The following is a 17,511-nucleotide window of genomic DNA, read 5'->3' on the forward strand; positions in this document are numbered from 1 at the left end:
ACATCAATGATTGTGGCTAACAATATTTACGGGATGTCCATAAAATTGTGATAAGTCCTTTTCGGTTAAGGACGTGTATTCTTCTGGTTTTCCATGAAAATGTAATGTTTTATTAAGACAAACGATATCTGTTGCATATTCTGTCATGGTGCCCGTATCGTGTGTTACAAGCAACAATGTTTTATGTTGCTTTTGGTGTAATTGGTTCAATAGCTCATAAAATCGTTTTACATTTTCATAGTCGATACCAACCGTAGGCTCGTCCAGAATAATTAAATCTGGGTCGCTAACTAGTGCACGAGCAATAAAGATCCGTTGCTGCTGCCCACCGGAGAGGTTACCGATATTTTCATATGCGTATTCAAGCATTCCAACTTGATCGATTGCATGTAATATTTTATCTTTATGTGTTTTATTAAAAAATTTAAAGTAACCGATTGTTGCAGTTAGCCCGGAGGAAACCACTTCATAAACGGTTGCGGGAAATCCTTTATTAAAAGCATTTGCTTTTTGAGAAACAAATCCAATTTTATTCCGATCCTGAAGTTTATCTACGTTTTCATTAAAGATGTTGATGGACCCTTGGTCAGGCTTTAGTAATCCAAGAATAAGTTTAATCAAGGTTGTCTTTCCACCACCATTCGGGCCGACTACCCCCATGAAAGCCCCTTTAGGAACTTCAAAGTTAATTTGATCAAGTACCGTTTTATTTTCATAAGCGTAACTAACGTTTTTCATTGTTACAGCAGGATATTCCATGATGACACCTCTTTCCTTAAAATATAGGAAGCATCTGCTTTCCATAAATGCAGATGCTAAAAGATAGACTATTTCGTTGCTTGGTTAAGAATATCTAAATTGTATTGCATTAAAGATATATAATCCTCACCATTTGTGATATTTTCCTCTGTTAATACTGACAAATTATGAATCATTAAAGCTGTTGCGCCAATTTCATTTTGAATAATTTCAGAAACACGATTTGAACTGTTTTGTTCGAAAATAATAAAGTCTAGGTTATAGCTCTTCGCTTGATCGATTATTTCGGTTAATTTCTTTTGCGAAGGCTCACTGCTGGAAGATAATCCATTGATCGAGATTTGCTCAATTCCATAACGTTCCTCCCAATAACCGAACGCCGCATGTGAGACAAGAATATGTGTATCATTTTTTGCTTCTAATGTTTCTTGGAACGTTTCATCTAATGCAAGTAAATCAGTTTCCAATGAAGTAAAGTTTTCATTGTAATAGGCTTCCTTGTCAGGATTAAGCGCAATTAGTTCCTCTTTTATAATAGCTGCCATTTCAATCATTCGAATCGGATCGATCCAAATATGTGGATCATGATCACCGTGACTATGCCCATCGTGCTCATGCTCATGTCTGTCCTCTGAATCTGTTTCATGATCATGGTGATCTTCTTCAGTATGGAAGAGTTCTTCGTGTTCGCCAATTTCAATTAATTGTACATCCTGAGAGGCTAGTGCACCTGCAGCACTTTCAGCAAAGCTCTCCATACCAGCACCTAAATAAATGAATGCGGCACTATCGGCAATAGCAGTAATATCTTTTGTAGTAGGTTCGTAGGAATGGGCATCCACACCAGGAGGATAAACGGTTTTCGCTACTACTGTATCCCCGCCAATTCGTTCAACAGCGTATTGAATTGGATAAATCGATGTAAAAATTTCAAGCTGTCCATTCTTTGCATTTGAACTTTCGCCAGCTGAACTGCATCCAGCAATAAATATACTTAGTAAAATGATGAACATAAGATTTTTAAAGATTTTCATGTATACAAACCCTTCATATAACGATAAAATAAATAATCCTTTCCTATCATAACGTAACCATTCCGGTTTGTAAATAGGAATGATTACGATGATCAATAATCGTTTTCACAGTTATTGAATAGAAGTTGGGATCTGCATATACAAATAGATGTATAAAAAATTAATTAAATTTATTGCGAAATGTCAGATATTCGTTTATAGTAAGAAATAGATGGATAGGAAACTGTCTTTTATTTTTTAAACAAAAATGAATGATTATTCATTCACTATGTGATTGGGGGATGAAAAATTGAAGCATTCAATAAAAACGGCAGCCGTACTCGGTTCGGGTGTGATGGGATCTGGCATTGCTGCGCATTTGGCGAATTTAGGAATAGCTGTGATGATACTTGATATTGCGCCAAGGGAATTAACGGAAGAAGAAAAGCAAAAGGGTCTAACGCTAGAGGACTCTAAAGTTCGGAATCGAATCGTGGCAACAAGTAAAAAAGCATTGTCAAAGCAGAAACCATCGCCAATTACGACAAAGAAAAGTCTTGATTTGATTACGATTGGCAACATGGAAGATGATATGGAAAAACTAGCTAACGTTGATTGGATAATTGAAGTGGTGGTAGAAAACCTGGAAGTGAAGAAGAAGGTTTTTGCTGCAATTGATCAGTATCGGACGGAAGGGACCATTGTAAGTTCCAATACTTCTGGTATTTCTGTCGAAGCAATGATTGCAGAATGTTCGACGGACATGAGGAAGCACTTCTTAGGAACTCATTTTTTCAATCCGCCGCGCTATTTGAAATTATTAGAGGTAATTCCAACTGCCGATACAGATCCAGAGGTACTTATATTTATGAAGCGTTTTGGTGAGGACGTGCTTGGAAAAGGTGTAGTGGAAGCGAAGGATACGCCGAATTTCATTGCAAATCGGGTTGGTACGTATGGTTTGCTTGTAACCGTCCAAGAAATGTTAAAAGGCGGTTTCTCGGTTGGTGAGGTTGATTCCGTAACAGGAACGTTAATTGGTAGACCGAAAAGCGCAACATTCCGAACACTGGATGTTGTTGGTCTCGACACATTTAGTCACGTAGCAAAAAATGTATATGATTTAGTAGAAGGGTCGGAAAAGGATCTATTTACTGTACCAGATTTTATGAATACCATGCTAGAAAAAGGGTGGTTAGGTGCAAAAAGCGGTCAAGGTTTTTTTATCAAAAAAGGTCGCGACATTTATGAGCTGAACCCAAAAACAATGGAATATGAAGAACGTAAAAAGCTTAAAACAGCCGCAACAGAAATGGCGAAGCAAGCAAAAGGGTCACGAGGAAAAATGAAAGCGCTTCTCTCGGCTCGTGGTGACAAGGCAAGTGACCTTGTATGGTCGGTTATAAAGCCAGTTCTCTTATATTCGGCTGAGTTATTAGGAGAGATTGCTGATGACATCGTTTCAATCGATCAAGCAATGAAATGGGGATTCGGCTGGGAGCTTGGTCCATTCGAAACATGGGATGCAATTGGAGTTCGTGAATCTATAGACCGTATGCAGAAAGAAGGAGCAGATATACCTGCATGGGTGCTCACAATGCTTGAAAGCGGGAAGGAATCCTTTTATCAATCGGCAGAGGGTGGTATTCACTACTATGATGAAGGTGAATACAAGGAACAGCAATTTAATCAAAAAGAGATCCATATTAAACGTCTAAAGGAAACCAATAAAGTTATTAAAAAGAATACTGGTGCAAGCTTGATTGATATGGGAGATGGAGTTGCCTTACTAGAGTTCCATTCACGAAGCAATGCAATTGGAATGGACATCATTCAGATGGTGAACCATTCCATCGATGAAGTTGAAAAAAACTACGAAGGACTTGTTATCGGGAACCAAGGAAAGAATTTCTGTGTTGGAGCGAATCTAGCAATGATGTTAATGGAAGCACAAGATGATAATTTCTTTGAACTAGATATGGTTATTCGGCAGTTTCAAAATATGGCAATGGCGATTAAATACGCTGAAAAGCCTGTAGTAGTTGCTCCGTTTAATATGGCTCTAGGTGGTGGGGCTGAGGTATCTTTACCAGCAGCTGCGATTCAAGCATCACCAGAAACGTATATTGGCTTAGTAGAAGTGGGGGTCGGACTTATTCCTGGAGGTGGGGGTACGAAAGAGTTGTATTTAAAAGCGATTCGTAATCTACCAAAAGGTGTCCCGTTTGATTTAACGAAAGTTGCAAATGACGTTTTTGAAAAAGTTGCAACAGCAAAGGTTTCTACATCTGCTGCAGAGGCAGTTGAAAATGGCTACCTCGATACAAACGACCGTATTAGTGCTAACCCAGATCATCTTTTATATGATGCTAAACAAAGAGTGCTCAGTTTAGCCAACGAAGGTTATAAGAAGCCGCAGCGAGAAAAAATTCCAGTAGTTGGTGACGCTGGTTATGCTGGCATGCTCATGGGAGCAAAGATGATGGAGTATGGAGGCTATGCATCAGAACATGATGTGAAAATTGCTGATAAATTAGCTTACGTTTTATCAGGTGGACGAATTAAAGAAGGAACTGAAATAGATGAGCAAGTAATGCTTGATCTCGAGCGTGAGGCATTCTTAAGCTTGATTGGAGAGCCTTTAACACAACAGCGTATGCAGCACATGCTTGTTAAAGGGAAGCCACTACGCAATTAATCGAAAGGGGGAGAAAACGTGAAAGAAGCAGTAATTGTTGCTGGTGCAAGAACACCGGTTGGAAAGGCCAATAAAGGCTCACTAGCAAATACAAGACCAGATGATTTAGCTGCACGAACGATTCAAGAGACTTTAAAACGTGCCGGAGGATATGACGGAAACATTGATGATGTCATCATTGGCTGTGCAACTCCAGAAGCAGAACAAGGAATGAATATGGCTCGAAATGTAGCTGCACTTGCAGGATTAAAAAATGATGTACCAGGTATTACAATCAACCGCTATTGTTCATCAGGGTTACAAAGTATCGCCTATGCTGCAGAGCGCATTATGGTTGGAGCGAGCGATACGATCATTGCAGGTGGAGCGGAATCAATGAGCCTTCTACCAATGGGAGGACATGTGCTCAAACCGAATCCGAAACTTGTTCAGGAATTACCAGGTTATTACATGGGAATGGGGCATACAGCGGAAGAAGTTGCGAAGCGCTTTGCAATCTCTCGTACAGATCAAGATGCATTCGCCGTACAAAGTCACCATCGTGCAGCCAAAGCATTAGAGGAAGGCAAGTTTAATGATGAAATTGTAGCTGTCGAAATAAACGAGCGTGTTATCGGCAAGAACAATAAAATTGAAGAAAGAAAGTCATCGTTTACAATGGATGAAGGAGTTCGTCCGGATACAACAGCGGATATTTTGGCAAAGTTACGTCCTGCCTTTCATGTAAAAGGTTCTGTAACAGCAGGAAATGCATCGCAAATGAGCGATGGTGCAGCATCAGTACTTGTGATGGATCGTGAAAAAGCTGAAGGAGAAGGGCTGACACCAATCCTGAAATTTCGTTCGTTTGCAGTTGCTGGTGTAGAACCAGAGATCATGGGTGTTGGACCTGTTGAAGCAATACCGAAAGCGCTAAAAATTGCTGGGTTAGAGCTTTCAGATATTGGTTTATTTGAGCTTAATGAAGCATTCGCCTCTCAATCTTTACGCGTTATACAAGCACTTGATCTTGACCCTGAAAAAGTAAATGTGAATGGTGGAGCGATTGCATTAGGACATCCACTGGGATGCACAGGAACGAAATTGACATTAACTTTAATGCATGAAATGAGACGGAGAAATGAGCAATTCGGAATAGTAACAATGTGTATTGGTGGCGGCATGGGAGCAGCGGGTGTTTTTGAACTTCTGTAAATTCCGTGAAAAGGAGTTCATAATTTACTTATGGATCCCTAATTACGGATGTTCAGACAGAATAGGCTGATAGATTTCCTGAAATGGCTGATATTCCCCCAAAAAAAGCTGATGTTCACAATTTAAAGGCTGATAGATTTAAATAAATTCCATGATGCGGTTTACGAAAGTGATTAACATTCCTAAACGGAAAGGGAGATTCATATGAGTGAAACAAGGGATAAAATATTCAAGGGTGGCGGATTCTTAGTTGAGGATTTAACGGGTGAAGATATTATTACACCAGAGGACTTTACAGAAGAGCATCACATGATTGCAAAAACGACAGATGATTTTATTACGAGTGAAGTTTTACCGAAGTTGGATCAATTAGAAAACCATGAATTTGAGCACTCTGTTGAGCTATTAAAAAAAGCTGGGGAACTTGGTCTTCTAGGTGTCGATGTACCAGAGGAATATGGCGGCTTAGCACTTGATAAAATTAGCTCTTCTTTAATCACAGAAAGATTTTCCCGTGCAGGCGGATTCTCAATCACACATGGTGCTCATGTAGGGATAGGTTCACTTCCAATCGTATTTTTTGGAAACGATGAGCAGAAGGAAAAATATTTGCCGAAACTTGCAACCGGTGAATTGATCGCTGCGTATGCACTAACAGAACCTAGCTCTGGATCAGATGCGCTAGGCGCAAAAACGACAGCAAAATTAAATGAGGCTGGTACACATTATATTTTAAATGGAGAGAAACAGTGGATTACAAACTCAGCTTTTGCAGATGTATTTGTTGTCTATGCGAAAATTGATGGGGAGCATTTTTCTGCCTTTATTGTTGAAAGGGAGTACCCTGGTGTTTCAACTGGTGTGGAAGAGAAGAAGATGGGAATAAAAAGCTCATCAACACGGACGTTGATTCTCGAAGATGCAGAAGTACCGGTAGAAAATTTGTTAGGTGAAAAAGGGCGCGGCCATATTATTGCCTTCAATATTTTAAATGTTGGGCGCTATAAGCTTGCAGTCGGAGGAGTTGGTGGCGCTAAGCGTGCACTAGAGCTTGCTGCAACTTATGTAAACGAGCGCAAGCAGTTTAATACCCCTATTTCAAGCTTTTCTTTAACACAGGAAAAGCTAGCAACAATGGCTTCTGAAATTTATGCAAATGAAAGTGCAGTTTATCGAACAGTAGGATTATTTGAACAGCGGATGGGTGCGCTAACAGATGAACAGTTGAAGGATGGACGTGAAGTAGCACGGGCAATTGCTGAATACCAAATTGAGTGCTCCATGACGAAATATATGGCGACTGAATTGCTAGATTATACGGCAGATGAAGCAGTACAGATGCATGGTGGTTATGGGTTTATGCAAGAGTATGAAGTAGAACGGATTTATCGTGACTCACGAATCAACCGTATTTTTGAAGGCACAAATGAAATTAATCGTTTGCTAGTTCCGGGAACATTGCTGAAAAAAGCTATGAAAGGTGAACTGCCACTGCTGCAAAAAGCTCAAGGATTACAAGAAGAATTAATGATGATGATGTCAGAAGAAGTTGGTACAGAGCCTTTGGAGCAGGAAAAGTATTTACTGCGTAATGCGAAGAAAATAGTTCTTCTCGGTGCAGGTTTAGCTGCGCAGAAGTATATGCAGAAATTAGAAGGGGAGCAAGAAATCCTTGTAAACTTAGCTGATATGGTCGCAGAGGTTTACAATATGGAATCAGCAATACTTCGTACGGAAAAAGCAATTAGTAAGGATGGGGAAGAAAAGAACAAGCAAAAACTGCTTTATACGCAGGTTTATGTGCAGGAAGCATTTAATCGTATCGAAGCAGATGCGAAAGAAACATTAATCGCAGTAGAGGAAGGCGATACATTACGGATGATGCTTTCATCACTTCGTAAGCTAACGCGACATACACCAATCAATGTCATTGCGAAGAAGCGTGAAATTGCTAAAGGTATTATTGAAGAAGAGAAATATATCGTCTAATCTTCTGTGCCACTCCTGATCGAACAGGAGTGGCATTATCTATTGAGTTGTTGAACTAATTGTTTCTCGGCATAATATTTGATGAAAAATTTTAGTGCTGTTAATCTTAAAATAGCCATTGTTAAAAGAAAGGGAGATAAATATGTATCGTACTGTCAAAGACTTTGTGAACGATTGGGATCATGCTGCAAATGGAACAATTGCGGTTCTCGAATCGTTAACAGATGATAAACTAGATCAAGCAATCGTAGAAGGCCACAGCACCTTAGGGTGGCTTGGGTGGCATTTGGCGACAAGCCCAGTATTCTTTAGCGGACTTGTAGGTGTAGAAATTGATACACCTGAAACTCAAAATGCTACACCAGAAAAAGCAAGTGAAATAGTAGAAGTATATAAAAAAGTAACAACAGCAGTTAAAGACCAAGTCGAACAAACTGTAACGGATAAAATGCTGGAAGAAGAAGTAAATGCTATGGGAGGGACTGTGGCAAGAGGCGCATTGTTACGTACACTCATTGACCATCAAACCCATCATCGTGGACAAATGACCGTGTTATTACGTCAAGCAGCCTTGCGAGTACCTGGTGTGATGGGTCCAACAAAGGAAGGCCGCTAAAAGTGAAGGCCATGAAGAAAATGGGCAGTCTTTTACCTGTTTTCTTCATGGCATATTTTGCTTGGTTGGAATATAAAATAAACTGCTAAGGAAGCTATACTAATAATTTTATAGAAATCATGATAGAATAAAGTTTTAATTGTTTAGATTGACTGGAGGAGTTGTACATGACGCTAACATTTTACTGGTACCCTAATTGCGGAACATGTAAAAAAGCGAAGAAATGGTTTGATGATCATAACATCGATTACACAAGTATACATATTGTAGAAGATACACCTTCAAAAGAAGAGCTACTTGGTTTAATTGCCAACAGTGATCTGCCAGCTAAAAAATTCTTTAATACAAGTGGGAAGAAATATCGTGAACTAAATATTAAGGAAAAAATAAAAGATGCCAGTACAGAAGAAATGGCAGAAACGCTTGCTTCTGATGGAATGTTAATCAAACGTCCGATCGTCACGGATGGCTCAAAGGTAACTGTTGGCTTTAAAGAAGAAACATTCCAAGAAAATTGGTTGTAGTTATTCGTTCAAAATGGTTAACTTTTCGTTTAATTTAATGTAAAGACTAGAAAAATACATGGTTAGATTGTATAGTTAAATTGGAATGAATTAATGGAGGGATTACAATGAGCTTGCCACAAGATTTGCTTTATTCAAAAGAACATGAATGGGTTAAAAAAGAAGATGGAAATGTACGTATTGGAATTACTGACTTTGCCCAAGATGAGCTAGGTGACATCGTTTTTGTTGAGTTGCCTGAAGTAGGAGACGAAATTACTGCTGACGAGCCGTTTGGTAGTGTGGAATCTGTAAAAACAGTTTCTGAATTATATGCTCCAATCAGCGGGAAAGTGGTCGCAGTTAATGAAGAATTGGAAGATAGCCCAGAATTTGTAAATGAATCTCCTTACGAAAAAGCATGGATGGTTGTTGTTGAACCTTCTGATGAAGCTGAGCTTGAGCAATTATTATCTGCAGATGCATATCAAGAATTAACTGAAGAATAATGCCCAAAGGCTAACTTACGCGCGTAAAAGTGTATAGTTAGCCTTATTTCAATCATATAATGTATGTAAATAGATGTTGTTCAAAAAATCTGGTGAAAATGACTAACGAGAACAGCGAACTTCAACTAATCATCGACACACCTTGTGCCGAACGTCGAAGTCAATTCGATCTTTTTCATCTTTCTTTTGAACACGCATTAAGAAGGCAACTTTTTTGCTTGCATAAGGAGTGCTGTGGCATGATAACTACTGAGTTTGATAAAGTGATTATTGTCGAAGGGCTTACAGATAAGAAGCAAATAGAAAAAGTAATCAATGACGAGGTTATAATCGTATGTACAAACGGTACATTTGGAGTAGAGCGATTTGATGAATTGCTGGAAACATACGAATTGGATGAGAAGGATGTGTTTATTCTAGTTGATGAGGATAAATCTGGAATGAAATTGCGTAAGCAGCTAGCTCGTGAGCTACCACATGCGGAACATATTTATATTAGCAGTGAATATCGTGAGGTAGCGGCAACTCCAGAGAAAATCCTTGCGAGCACACTTCTGAGTAAACATTTTTCTGTTCATCCTATATTTTTAATATAGATTGTGCTTAAGGTGGTTAGAAATGCAGCAAATAACAGAAGAAAGTCTGAAACAGGAACGCATGTTACTCTATATTTATACACCTTTTTGTGGAACATGTACGGTGGCAAGGTCCATGCTGGATACAATCGAGTCTGTCCATGGAATGGATATCTTTTATGAGATGAATGCGTCCTTGTATCCAGAATTTATGCAGGAAAATAAAATTGAAAGTGTACCATGCCTTCTCATTAAAGAAGGGAATCAAGTGAAAGAAAAAATCTATGCTTTTCAATCGACAGGCAATATATATAGCTATTTAATGACGTATAAACCGGAAATATTTGCCATTAAATAGCTATATGCCAATTATGATTGACACAGGTATTTTAGCATGCTACGATAGTGTCACCGAATTGCTAAATCGAATACGATCTATCTCTTATCTTGAGCGGTGGAGGGACTGGCCCTTTGAAACCGCGGCAACCTTCAATTTTTTTGAAAGGTGCCAATTCCTGCAAAGTAATCTTTGACAGATAAGAGAACGTGAGACTTTATCATAATTACGTCTTTCTGTTCTCTTACAGATGGACGTTTTTTGTTTTTGCAAAATGGATAGTATAAACCTACATACCTGCACAAGTACAAGGAAGAAAATTACTTAAGACATGGTGATAGCCAGAACGAAGAGGAGGACGTGAAGTGATTTCGATTGAAGGCTTACGTAAGGTTTTTAAATTAAATAATAATGACATTACAGCTGTCGATGATTTGACGCTTACTATACCTGAAGGCGAGATTTTCGGTGTTATTGGATACAGTGGTGCAGGAAAGAGTACATTTGTCAGACTGCTTAACCGACTGGAAGAACCATCATCTGGAAGAATTGTTATTGATAATCAAGAAATAACAGCACTTAATTCGAAGCAGCTTCGCCTTGCAAGACAGGGAATTGGCATGATTTTTCAGCATTTCAATTTGCTCTGGTCGAGAACGGTTGAGGCAAATATTGCGTTTCCACTCGAAATCGCGGGAGTTCCTAAAGAGGAGCGTGCAAGGCGAGTACAGGAGCTCATTGATTTGGTCGGGCTTAGTGGACGAGAGAAAGCATATCCATCCCAGTTAAGTGGCGGTCAAAAGCAGCGTGTTGGGATCGCACGAGCACTTGCGAATAACCCAAAAGTGCTGTTATGTGACGAAGCAACTTCGGCATTGGATCCCGAAACGACGAACGCTATTTTAAATTTGCTCGTCGATATTAATCAAAAGCTCGGTCTGACAATTATTTTGATTACACATGAAATGCATGTGATTCGAAAAATCTGTAACCAAGTAGCGGTTATGGAACAAGGGCGAATTGTTGAACAAGGGAATGTGCTTGATGTATTTACTCATCCAGTACAGTCAGTTACGAAGAAGTTTGTACAGCAAATAATGGGTACAAACGAGGAAGAGGACGATATTACGAATTTAATCGACAACTATAAGGATGGAACGCTTCTAAAGCTTCAATTTATAGGAGAAGCAACGAATCAAACCTTGATAAGCGAAATTGCAAAGCGCTTTGATATCCATCTCAATATATTGCAAGGAAAAATTACACAAACACAAGCAGGCGGATATGGAACACTATTCGTTCAGGTTATGGGTGAACAAGAGGAAATTGATAGAGCAGTAAGCTTTATACAGGAGCAGACCTCGGTCGAAGTGGAGGTTATCCGGGATGTTAACTGAGTTATTCCCAAATATTAAATATGATGATTTAGTTGAAGCAGTTTATGAAACATTTTACATGACAATCATTTCAATTATTGGAACATGTATAATCGGTCTACTATTAGGTTTGCTTTTATACCTAACGACAAAAGACGGCATCTGGCAAAATAAATACATTAATTTTATCGTAGCGGCTTTTGTAAATATATTTAGAGCGATTCCGTTTATTATATTAATCTTATTACTGTTTCCATTTACCAACTTTCTTATCGGAACGATACGAGGACCAAATGCAGCATTACCAGCATTAATAATTGGTTCTGCGCCGTTTTATGGTAGACTCGTTGAAATTGCACTTAAGGAAGTGGATAAAGGAGTAGTAGAGGCAGCGAAAGCGATGGGTGCGAAAACCCGTACAATCATTTTTCGTGTCTTAATTCCTGAATCAATGCCAGCTTTAGTATCAGGGCTTACCGTTACCTCTATTGCGTTAATAGGTTATACCGCAATGGCTGGTGCTATTGGTGCAGGTGGTCTTGGAAGCTATGCGTATTATTTTGGATTTCAGCGACGAGATTTTGATGTCGTATTTCTTTGTACCATTATTATTGTAATTATCGTGTTTATATTCCAATTTATTGGGGATTTTATTACAAACAAGCTTGATAAACGATAAGCATTTCCAATGCATCAAAATAGGTGAAACCTATTTAATGATAATAACAAATAAAGAAGGGGAGAAATGAGAATGAAAAAGATTTTAGCATTCGTAGCATTTGCACTTGTACTATTATTAGCTGCTTGTGGTGGAAATGATTCAGACAATGGTTCATCAGAAGAAACAGCAGAAATCACAGTTGGAGCATCAAGTACTCCGCACGCAGAAATTTTGGAAGAGGCGCAGCCACTACTTGAAGAACAAGGTATAACACTTCATATTGAGGAGTATCAGGATTATATACTTCCAAATGATGATTTAGATAATGGCACATTAGATGCGAACTACTTCCAGCACATTCCATATTTAAATCAAACCGTGGAAGACACTGGCTATGAAATCGAATCGATTGGAGCTATTCACGTAGAACCAATGGGCGTATATTCAAAAGGGATTGCATCTGTTGATGACATAGAAGATGGGACGGAAGTTATTTTAAGTAATTCTGTTTCCGATCATGGACGTGTTTTAGCATTATTTGAGCAGGAAGGTTTAATTACATTAGATGAAAGTGTAGAAAAATCTGCTGCAACAATAGACAATATCGTTGATAATCCAAAGAACTTAGTTTTCTCACCGGATTATGAGCCGGCATTCTTGCCAGAGCTTTATGAATCAGAAGACGATACACTTGCTGTTATCAATACAAACTATGCGATTGGTGCAGGACTTAACCCATTAGAGGATGCTTTATTTATTGAAGGGGAAGAATCCGAATACGTAAACGTTATTGCTGTAAGATCCGAAGATGCTGATAACGAAGGATTAAAGAAACTGATTGATGTATTGCATTCTGAGGAAATTCAAAACTTTATTACGGAAAACTACGAAGGTGCAGTTGTACCAGTCGGTGGCAGTAATTAATTATAATTGAATAAGAGCATTTTAAAGGATACACCCGCTATTTGCCATTATTTAATGTCGTTACTATGTTTTAACGTTGTGATTCGTTCATTTATAGAATAATCCATCCATAGAGGTTTAAATCCGAATTGTAAAGGGAACCTTTCTAGTGTTACCATATTGATGTAACCAAAACGAAAGGATGATTCACTATTGACAGTGGTCTGAGTTTGAATTACACTTCGGAAATGGAAAAAGGAATGACGAAGTCTCGACACGTTTGCTATGAGGAATACAGCAGAAATCTTGCAAAGCGAATGGACGTGGAAAAACAACGAGAGCGGGAATATAAAAAGGCAAAAAGGCTTGTGGCAGAAATGGATAGCCAATTAGTAAAATAATAAACATATGATTATCATTGGTGCTGGTGTCCAAAGAAGGATATCAGCACTATTTGTTTGTACTATTATAGCTAGTTTGATATGGTTAAACTAGGAATGGGCTGTACACCTAAAAGAGTTGATAATTAATTGGAAATGCTTTAAGATTGTAATGAGAATAAGGTGAGAATGATATCAATTCATTTCATACTAGAAAATAGCTTACTTGGAGGTATGTTTTATGTCAGGATCAGTTTTAGAAATTAAGAATCTTCATGTATCCATTGAAGATAAAGAGATATTAAAAGGTGTAAACCTTACGATAAAAGGTGGAGAGTTCCACGCAATCATGGGGCCGAACGGAACAGGTAAATCTACCCTTGCTTCTGCAATCATGGGGCATCCAAAATATGAAGTTACAGAAGGTAGTATTACACTTGATGGTGAAGATGTACTGGAGATGGAAGTAGATGAGCGTGCTCGTGCTGGTCTGTTTTTAGCGATGCAATATCCAAGTGAAATCAGCGGTGTAACAACTTCTGACTTCCTTCGTTCTGCAATTAATGCTCGTCGTGAAGAAGGCGATGAAGTATCCCTAATGAAATTTATTAAGCAATTAGATAAAGACTTAGATTTACTTGAAATTGATCAAAACATGGCTACACGTTACTTAAATGAAGGTTTCTCTGGTGGGGAGAAAAAACGTAACGAAATCCTTCAATTATTGCAAATCAACCCTGCTATTGCAATTTTAGATGAAATCGATTCTGGTTTGGATATCGATGCATTGAAGATTGTATCTAAAGGAATTAATAAAATGCGCGGAGAAAACTTTGGTTGCCTAATGATTACGCACTACCAACGTTTACTAAACTACATTACTCCTGACTTTGTTCACGTTATGATGCAAGGCCGTGTTGTGAAATCAGGTGGACCTGAGCTTGCGAAACGCTTAGAAGCAGACGGTTATGAGTGGATTAAAGAAGAGCTAGGTATTACAGACGAAACAGTAGAACAAAACGCGTAATGTTAGGAGGAGTAAAATGACTGTCGAAACAAAGCTGCCATTTGATAAAGACTATATAGAACAGTTTTCTAAAGATCGGAATGAACCTGCGTGGATGTCTGAATTACGCGTGAGCGCTCTTTCTCAGGCGAACACGCTTGAAATGCCAAAGCCGGATAAAACGAATATCCGTAACTGGAATTTCAAAACGTTCAAACATGAATTTACATCAGGTCAGGCTGTTAATAATACAACCGAATTACCTGAGGAAATACAAGCATACTTTGATGAAGAAAATAAAGCAGAAAACTTGTTGATTCAACGTAATCATACAGTTGCGTTTTCTACGTTAAGTGAAGACTTAAAAAATAAAGGTGTTATTTTTACAGACATTTTTACTGCGTTGAATGAGCATAATGATCTAGTTGAAAAATACTACATGAAAGAAGCAGTTTCTGTTGATCAGGATCGTTTAACTGCACTTCATGCTGCATTGATGAATGGTGGAATCTTTATCTATGTTCCTAAAAATGTTCAAATTGAAGCACCGATTCAGGCTATTTTCTGGCAAGAAGATCCGGAATTAGCATTGTTCAACCATGTGTTGATCGTTGCTGAGGAAGGAAGCTCGCTCACTTACTTGGAGAACTATGTATCTCACAATGAAGAGCAAAAAACGGTAGCAAACATTGTAACAGAAGTATTTGCTCATGATAATGCACAGGTTGCCTATGGTGCAGTAGACCATTTTGCAGCTGGAACGACAACTTATGTGAATCGTCGTGGTGTTGCACAGCGTGATGCGAAAATCAACTGGGCATTAGGACAAATGAATGACGGAAATACGGTTTCCGAAAACATTACCTATTTGCTAGGTGATAATGCAACGTCAGAGGCTAAAGCTGTTACGGTTGGACGTGGTAAACAAACACAGAACTTTACGTCAAGCATTCGCCAATTTGGTAAACAAACCGATGCATTTATTTTACAACGTGGAGTTATGAAGGGTAGTGCAACTACAATCTTCAACGCGATTGGTAAAATTGAGCATGGTGGTTCGAAGTCGAATTCGGAGCAGGAATCACGTGTACTCATGCTAAGTGAAAAAGCACGTGGGGATGCTAACCCAATTCTATTAATTGATGAAGATGATGTAACAGCTGGTCATGCAGCTTCTGTTGGTCGTGTTGATCCTTTACAAATGTACTACTTGATGAGTCGTGGACTTACAAAGGAAGAAGCTGAGCGCTTAGTTATTCATGGCTTCCTTGAGCCAGTAGTATCTCAGATTCCAATTGAGTCTGTTCGTAAGCAATTGACTCAAGTAATTGAAAGGAAAGTTAATTAATGGATGTTAAAGCCATTAAAGAACAGTTCCCCATTTTAAACCAGGAAGTTAATGGACATCCTTTAGTATATCTTGACTCATCAGCGACTTCTCAAAAGCCGCTTTCAGTCATTGAGGCGGTTAATACCTATTACCGTGAAGATAATTCAAACGTACATCGGGGCGTTCATACGTTGGGAACAAGAGCAACGGATAAATATGAGGGAGCTCGTGAAAAGGTTCGTGCGTTTATCAATGCAAGCAGTGCAGCTGAGATTATTTTTACTAGAGGGACGACAACAGCGATTAATCTTGTTGCTTCCAGTTACGGGAGAGCGAATTTAAAACCAGGGGATGAAATTGTGATTACGCCAATGGAGCATCACAGTAACATTATCCCATGGCAACAAGCTGCAAAAGCAACTGGAGCAACACTCAAATATATCCCATTGCAAAGCGATGGAACAATTACGTTAGAAGCTGTTCGTGAGACGGTAACAGCAAATACGAAGATTGTGGCAATGACACAGGTTTCTAATGTATTAGGAACAATTAATCCGATAAAGGAAGTTACAAAGATTGCTCATGAGCAAGGTGCAGTTATGGTTGTAGACGGTGCCCAAGGTGCTCCGCATTTGATGGTAGATGTAGCGGATCTTGATTGTGACTTCTATGCATTTTCTGGACATAAAATGTGTGCACCAACAGGTATTGGTGTTTTATACGGAAAAAGAGAACTTCTTGAAAACATGGAACCAATTGAATTTGGTGGCGAAATGATTGATTTCGTAAACCTATATGATTCTACGTGGAAGGAATTACCGTGGAAATTTGAAGGTGGTACACCAATCATTGCAGGTGCAATTGGACTTGCTGCAGCAATTGACTTTTTAAATGAAATTGGTCATGAAAATATTTTAGACCATGAACAAAAATTAGCAGACTATGCGATGGAACAATTACGCACAATAGATGGTATCTCAATCTATGGCCCTGAAAAACGTGCTGGACTCGTTACATTTAATCTTGATGATGTACATCCGCATGATACAGCTACAGCGCTCGACGCTGAAGGAATTGCTGTTCGTGCTGGTCATCATTGTGCACAGCCATTAATGAAATGGCTTGATGTAACAGCGACTGCACGTGCCAGCTTCTATCTATACAATACAGAAGAGGATATTGATCGACTGGTTGAAGGGCTGTTGAAAACAAAGGAGTATTTTGGTAATGTCTTTTAGTAACCTCGATACACTTTACCGACAAGTAATTATGGATCATTATAAAAACCCTAGAAACCGTGGACAAATCGAAGGTGACTCGTTAACCATCGATATGAATAACCCAACATGCGGTGATCGAATTCAACTGCAGATGCAAGTTGAAAATGGTATTGTAAAAGATGCCAAATTCGAAGGGGAAGGCTGTTCAATCAGTATGTCATCTGCTTCCATGATGACACAAGCAATTAAAGGGAAAAGTCTTGAACAAGCAGTTAAAATGTCGAGGGCATTTTCTGAGATGATGCTTGGTAATGAGATTGATACAGAAGAATTGGATATGGGAGACATTGAAGCGTTGCAAGGTGTCTCTAAGTTTCCAGCAAGAATCAAGTGCGCAACCTTAGCATGGAAGGCAATGGAAAAGGGAGCACTGGAGGACTAG

General features: G+C 38.9%; 18 protein-coding genes and 1 riboswitch. Of the genes, 16 read left to right on the forward strand and 2 right to left on the reverse strand.

Translation table 11 applies throughout. The features are described 5' to 3' along the window. Positions 1–3: 3 nt before the first annotated feature. Positions 4–759, reverse strand: a complete 756-nt coding sequence (locus tag F1560_RS10925; RefSeq protein ID WP_149474646.1) for a metal ABC transporter ATP-binding protein — start codon at positions 757–759, stop codon at positions 4–6. 68 nt (positions 760–827) lie between these two features. Beyond that, a complete protein-coding gene (locus F1560_RS10930) occupies positions 828–1,793 on the reverse strand; it encodes a metal ABC transporter solute-binding protein, Zn/Mn family (RefSeq protein WP_149474647.1) in 966 nt (321 codons plus the stop codon). A 289-nt stretch (positions 1,794–2,082) separates the two neighbouring features. On the opposite strand from F1560_RS10930, the gene F1560_RS10935 reads away from it, so the two are divergent. From F1560_RS10935 to sufU, 16 genes are all read left to right on the forward strand, one after another. After that, complete coding sequence (locus F1560_RS10935; RefSeq protein WP_149474648.1) at positions 2,083–4,470, forward strand: 3-hydroxyacyl-CoA dehydrogenase/enoyl-CoA hydratase family protein; 2,388 nt, start codon at positions 2,083–2,085, stop codon at positions 4,468–4,470. Positions 4,471–4,488: 18 nt separating this feature from the next. Next, positions 4,489–5,664: an acetyl-CoA C-acetyltransferase gene (locus F1560_RS10940; RefSeq protein WP_149474649.1), complete on the forward strand. Its 1,176-nt coding sequence runs from the start codon at positions 4,489–4,491 to the stop codon at positions 5,662–5,664. A 204-nt stretch (positions 5,665–5,868) separates the two neighbouring features. Then, on the forward strand, positions 5,869–7,653 hold the full coding sequence (locus F1560_RS10945) for an acyl-CoA dehydrogenase family protein (protein ID WP_149474650.1): 1,785 nt from the start codon (positions 5,869–5,871) through the stop codon (positions 7,651–7,653). 142 nt (positions 7,654–7,795) lie between these two features. After that, positions 7,796–8,269 carry a DinB family protein gene (locus tag F1560_RS10950; protein WP_149474651.1) on the forward strand — a complete coding sequence of 158 codons (474 nt, stop codon included), beginning with the start codon at positions 7,796–7,798 and terminating at the stop codon, positions 8,267–8,269. A 167-nt stretch (positions 8,270–8,436) separates the two neighbouring features. After that, complete coding sequence (locus F1560_RS10955) at positions 8,437–8,793, forward strand: arsenate reductase family protein (RefSeq protein WP_149474652.1); 357 nt, start codon at positions 8,437–8,439, stop codon at positions 8,791–8,793. Between the two features lie 107 nt (positions 8,794–8,900). Continuing rightward, complete coding sequence (gene gcvH / locus F1560_RS10960; RefSeq protein ID WP_149474653.1) at positions 8,901–9,281, forward strand: glycine cleavage system protein GcvH; 381 nt, start codon at positions 8,901–8,903, stop codon at positions 9,279–9,281. Between the two features lie 239 nt (positions 9,282–9,520). After that, positions 9,521–9,877, forward strand: coding sequence for a toprim domain-containing protein (locus F1560_RS10965; protein ID WP_149474654.1), 357 nt, complete (start codon positions 9,521–9,523; stop codon positions 9,875–9,877). Between the two features lie 22 nt (positions 9,878–9,899). Continuing rightward, positions 9,900–10,214, forward strand: a complete 315-nt coding sequence (locus tag F1560_RS10970) for a thioredoxin family protein (RefSeq protein ID WP_187773698.1) — start codon at positions 9,900–9,902, stop codon at positions 10,212–10,214. Positions 10,215–10,295: 81 nt separating this feature from the next. Further along, positions 10,296–10,399, forward strand: a riboswitch (SAM riboswitch). 159 nt (positions 10,400–10,558) lie between these two features. Then, the gene (locus tag F1560_RS10975; protein ID WP_149474655.1) at positions 10,559–11,590 is read left to right on the forward strand and encodes a methionine ABC transporter ATP-binding protein; all 1,032 of its coding nucleotides are present in this window, start codon (positions 10,559–10,561) and stop codon (positions 11,588–11,590) included. After that, entirely contained in the window at positions 11,580–12,248 is a 669-nt protein-coding gene (locus F1560_RS10980; protein WP_149474656.1) for a methionine ABC transporter permease, read from the forward strand. Before F1560_RS10975 ends, F1560_RS10980 begins: the two co-directional genes overlap by 11 nt. 72 nt (positions 12,249–12,320) lie before the next feature. After that, positions 12,321–13,154: a MetQ/NlpA family ABC transporter substrate-binding protein gene (locus F1560_RS10985; protein WP_149474657.1), complete on the forward strand. Its 834-nt coding sequence runs from the start codon at positions 12,321–12,323 to the stop codon at positions 13,152–13,154. A 209-nt stretch (positions 13,155–13,363) separates the two neighbouring features. Continuing rightward, positions 13,364–13,534 (forward strand): YuzK family famiily protein, encoded by a 171-nt coding sequence (locus tag F1560_RS22140; protein WP_187773699.1) that lies wholly within the window; start codon positions 13,364–13,366, stop codon positions 13,532–13,534. Between the two features lie 220 nt (positions 13,535–13,754). Continuing rightward, positions 13,755–14,540 carry a Fe-S cluster assembly ATPase SufC gene (sufC, locus tag F1560_RS10990; protein WP_149474658.1) on the forward strand — a complete coding sequence of 262 codons (786 nt, stop codon included), beginning with the start codon at positions 13,755–13,757 and terminating at the stop codon, positions 14,538–14,540. 16 nt (positions 14,541–14,556) lie between these two features. Further along, complete coding sequence (sufD, locus tag F1560_RS10995) at positions 14,557–15,867, forward strand: Fe-S cluster assembly protein SufD (RefSeq protein ID WP_149474659.1); 1,311 nt, start codon at positions 14,557–14,559, stop codon at positions 15,865–15,867. Next, positions 15,867–17,087, forward strand: a complete 1,221-nt coding sequence (locus F1560_RS11000; protein WP_149474660.1) for a cysteine desulfurase — start codon at positions 15,867–15,869, stop codon at positions 17,085–17,087. The genes sufD and F1560_RS11000 overlap by 1 nt, the downstream gene beginning before the upstream one ends. Then, positions 17,077–17,511: a Fe-S cluster assembly sulfur transfer protein SufU gene (gene sufU, locus F1560_RS11005; RefSeq protein WP_149474661.1), complete on the forward strand. Its 435-nt coding sequence runs from the start codon at positions 17,077–17,079 to the stop codon at positions 17,509–17,511. The genes F1560_RS11000 and sufU overlap by 11 nt, the downstream gene beginning before the upstream one ends.

This window comes from Oceanobacillus polygoni (genome assembly GCF_008304605.1).
Taxonomy (GTDB): domain Bacteria; phylum Bacillota; class Bacilli; order Bacillales; family Amphibacillaceae; genus Oceanobacillus; species Oceanobacillus polygoni.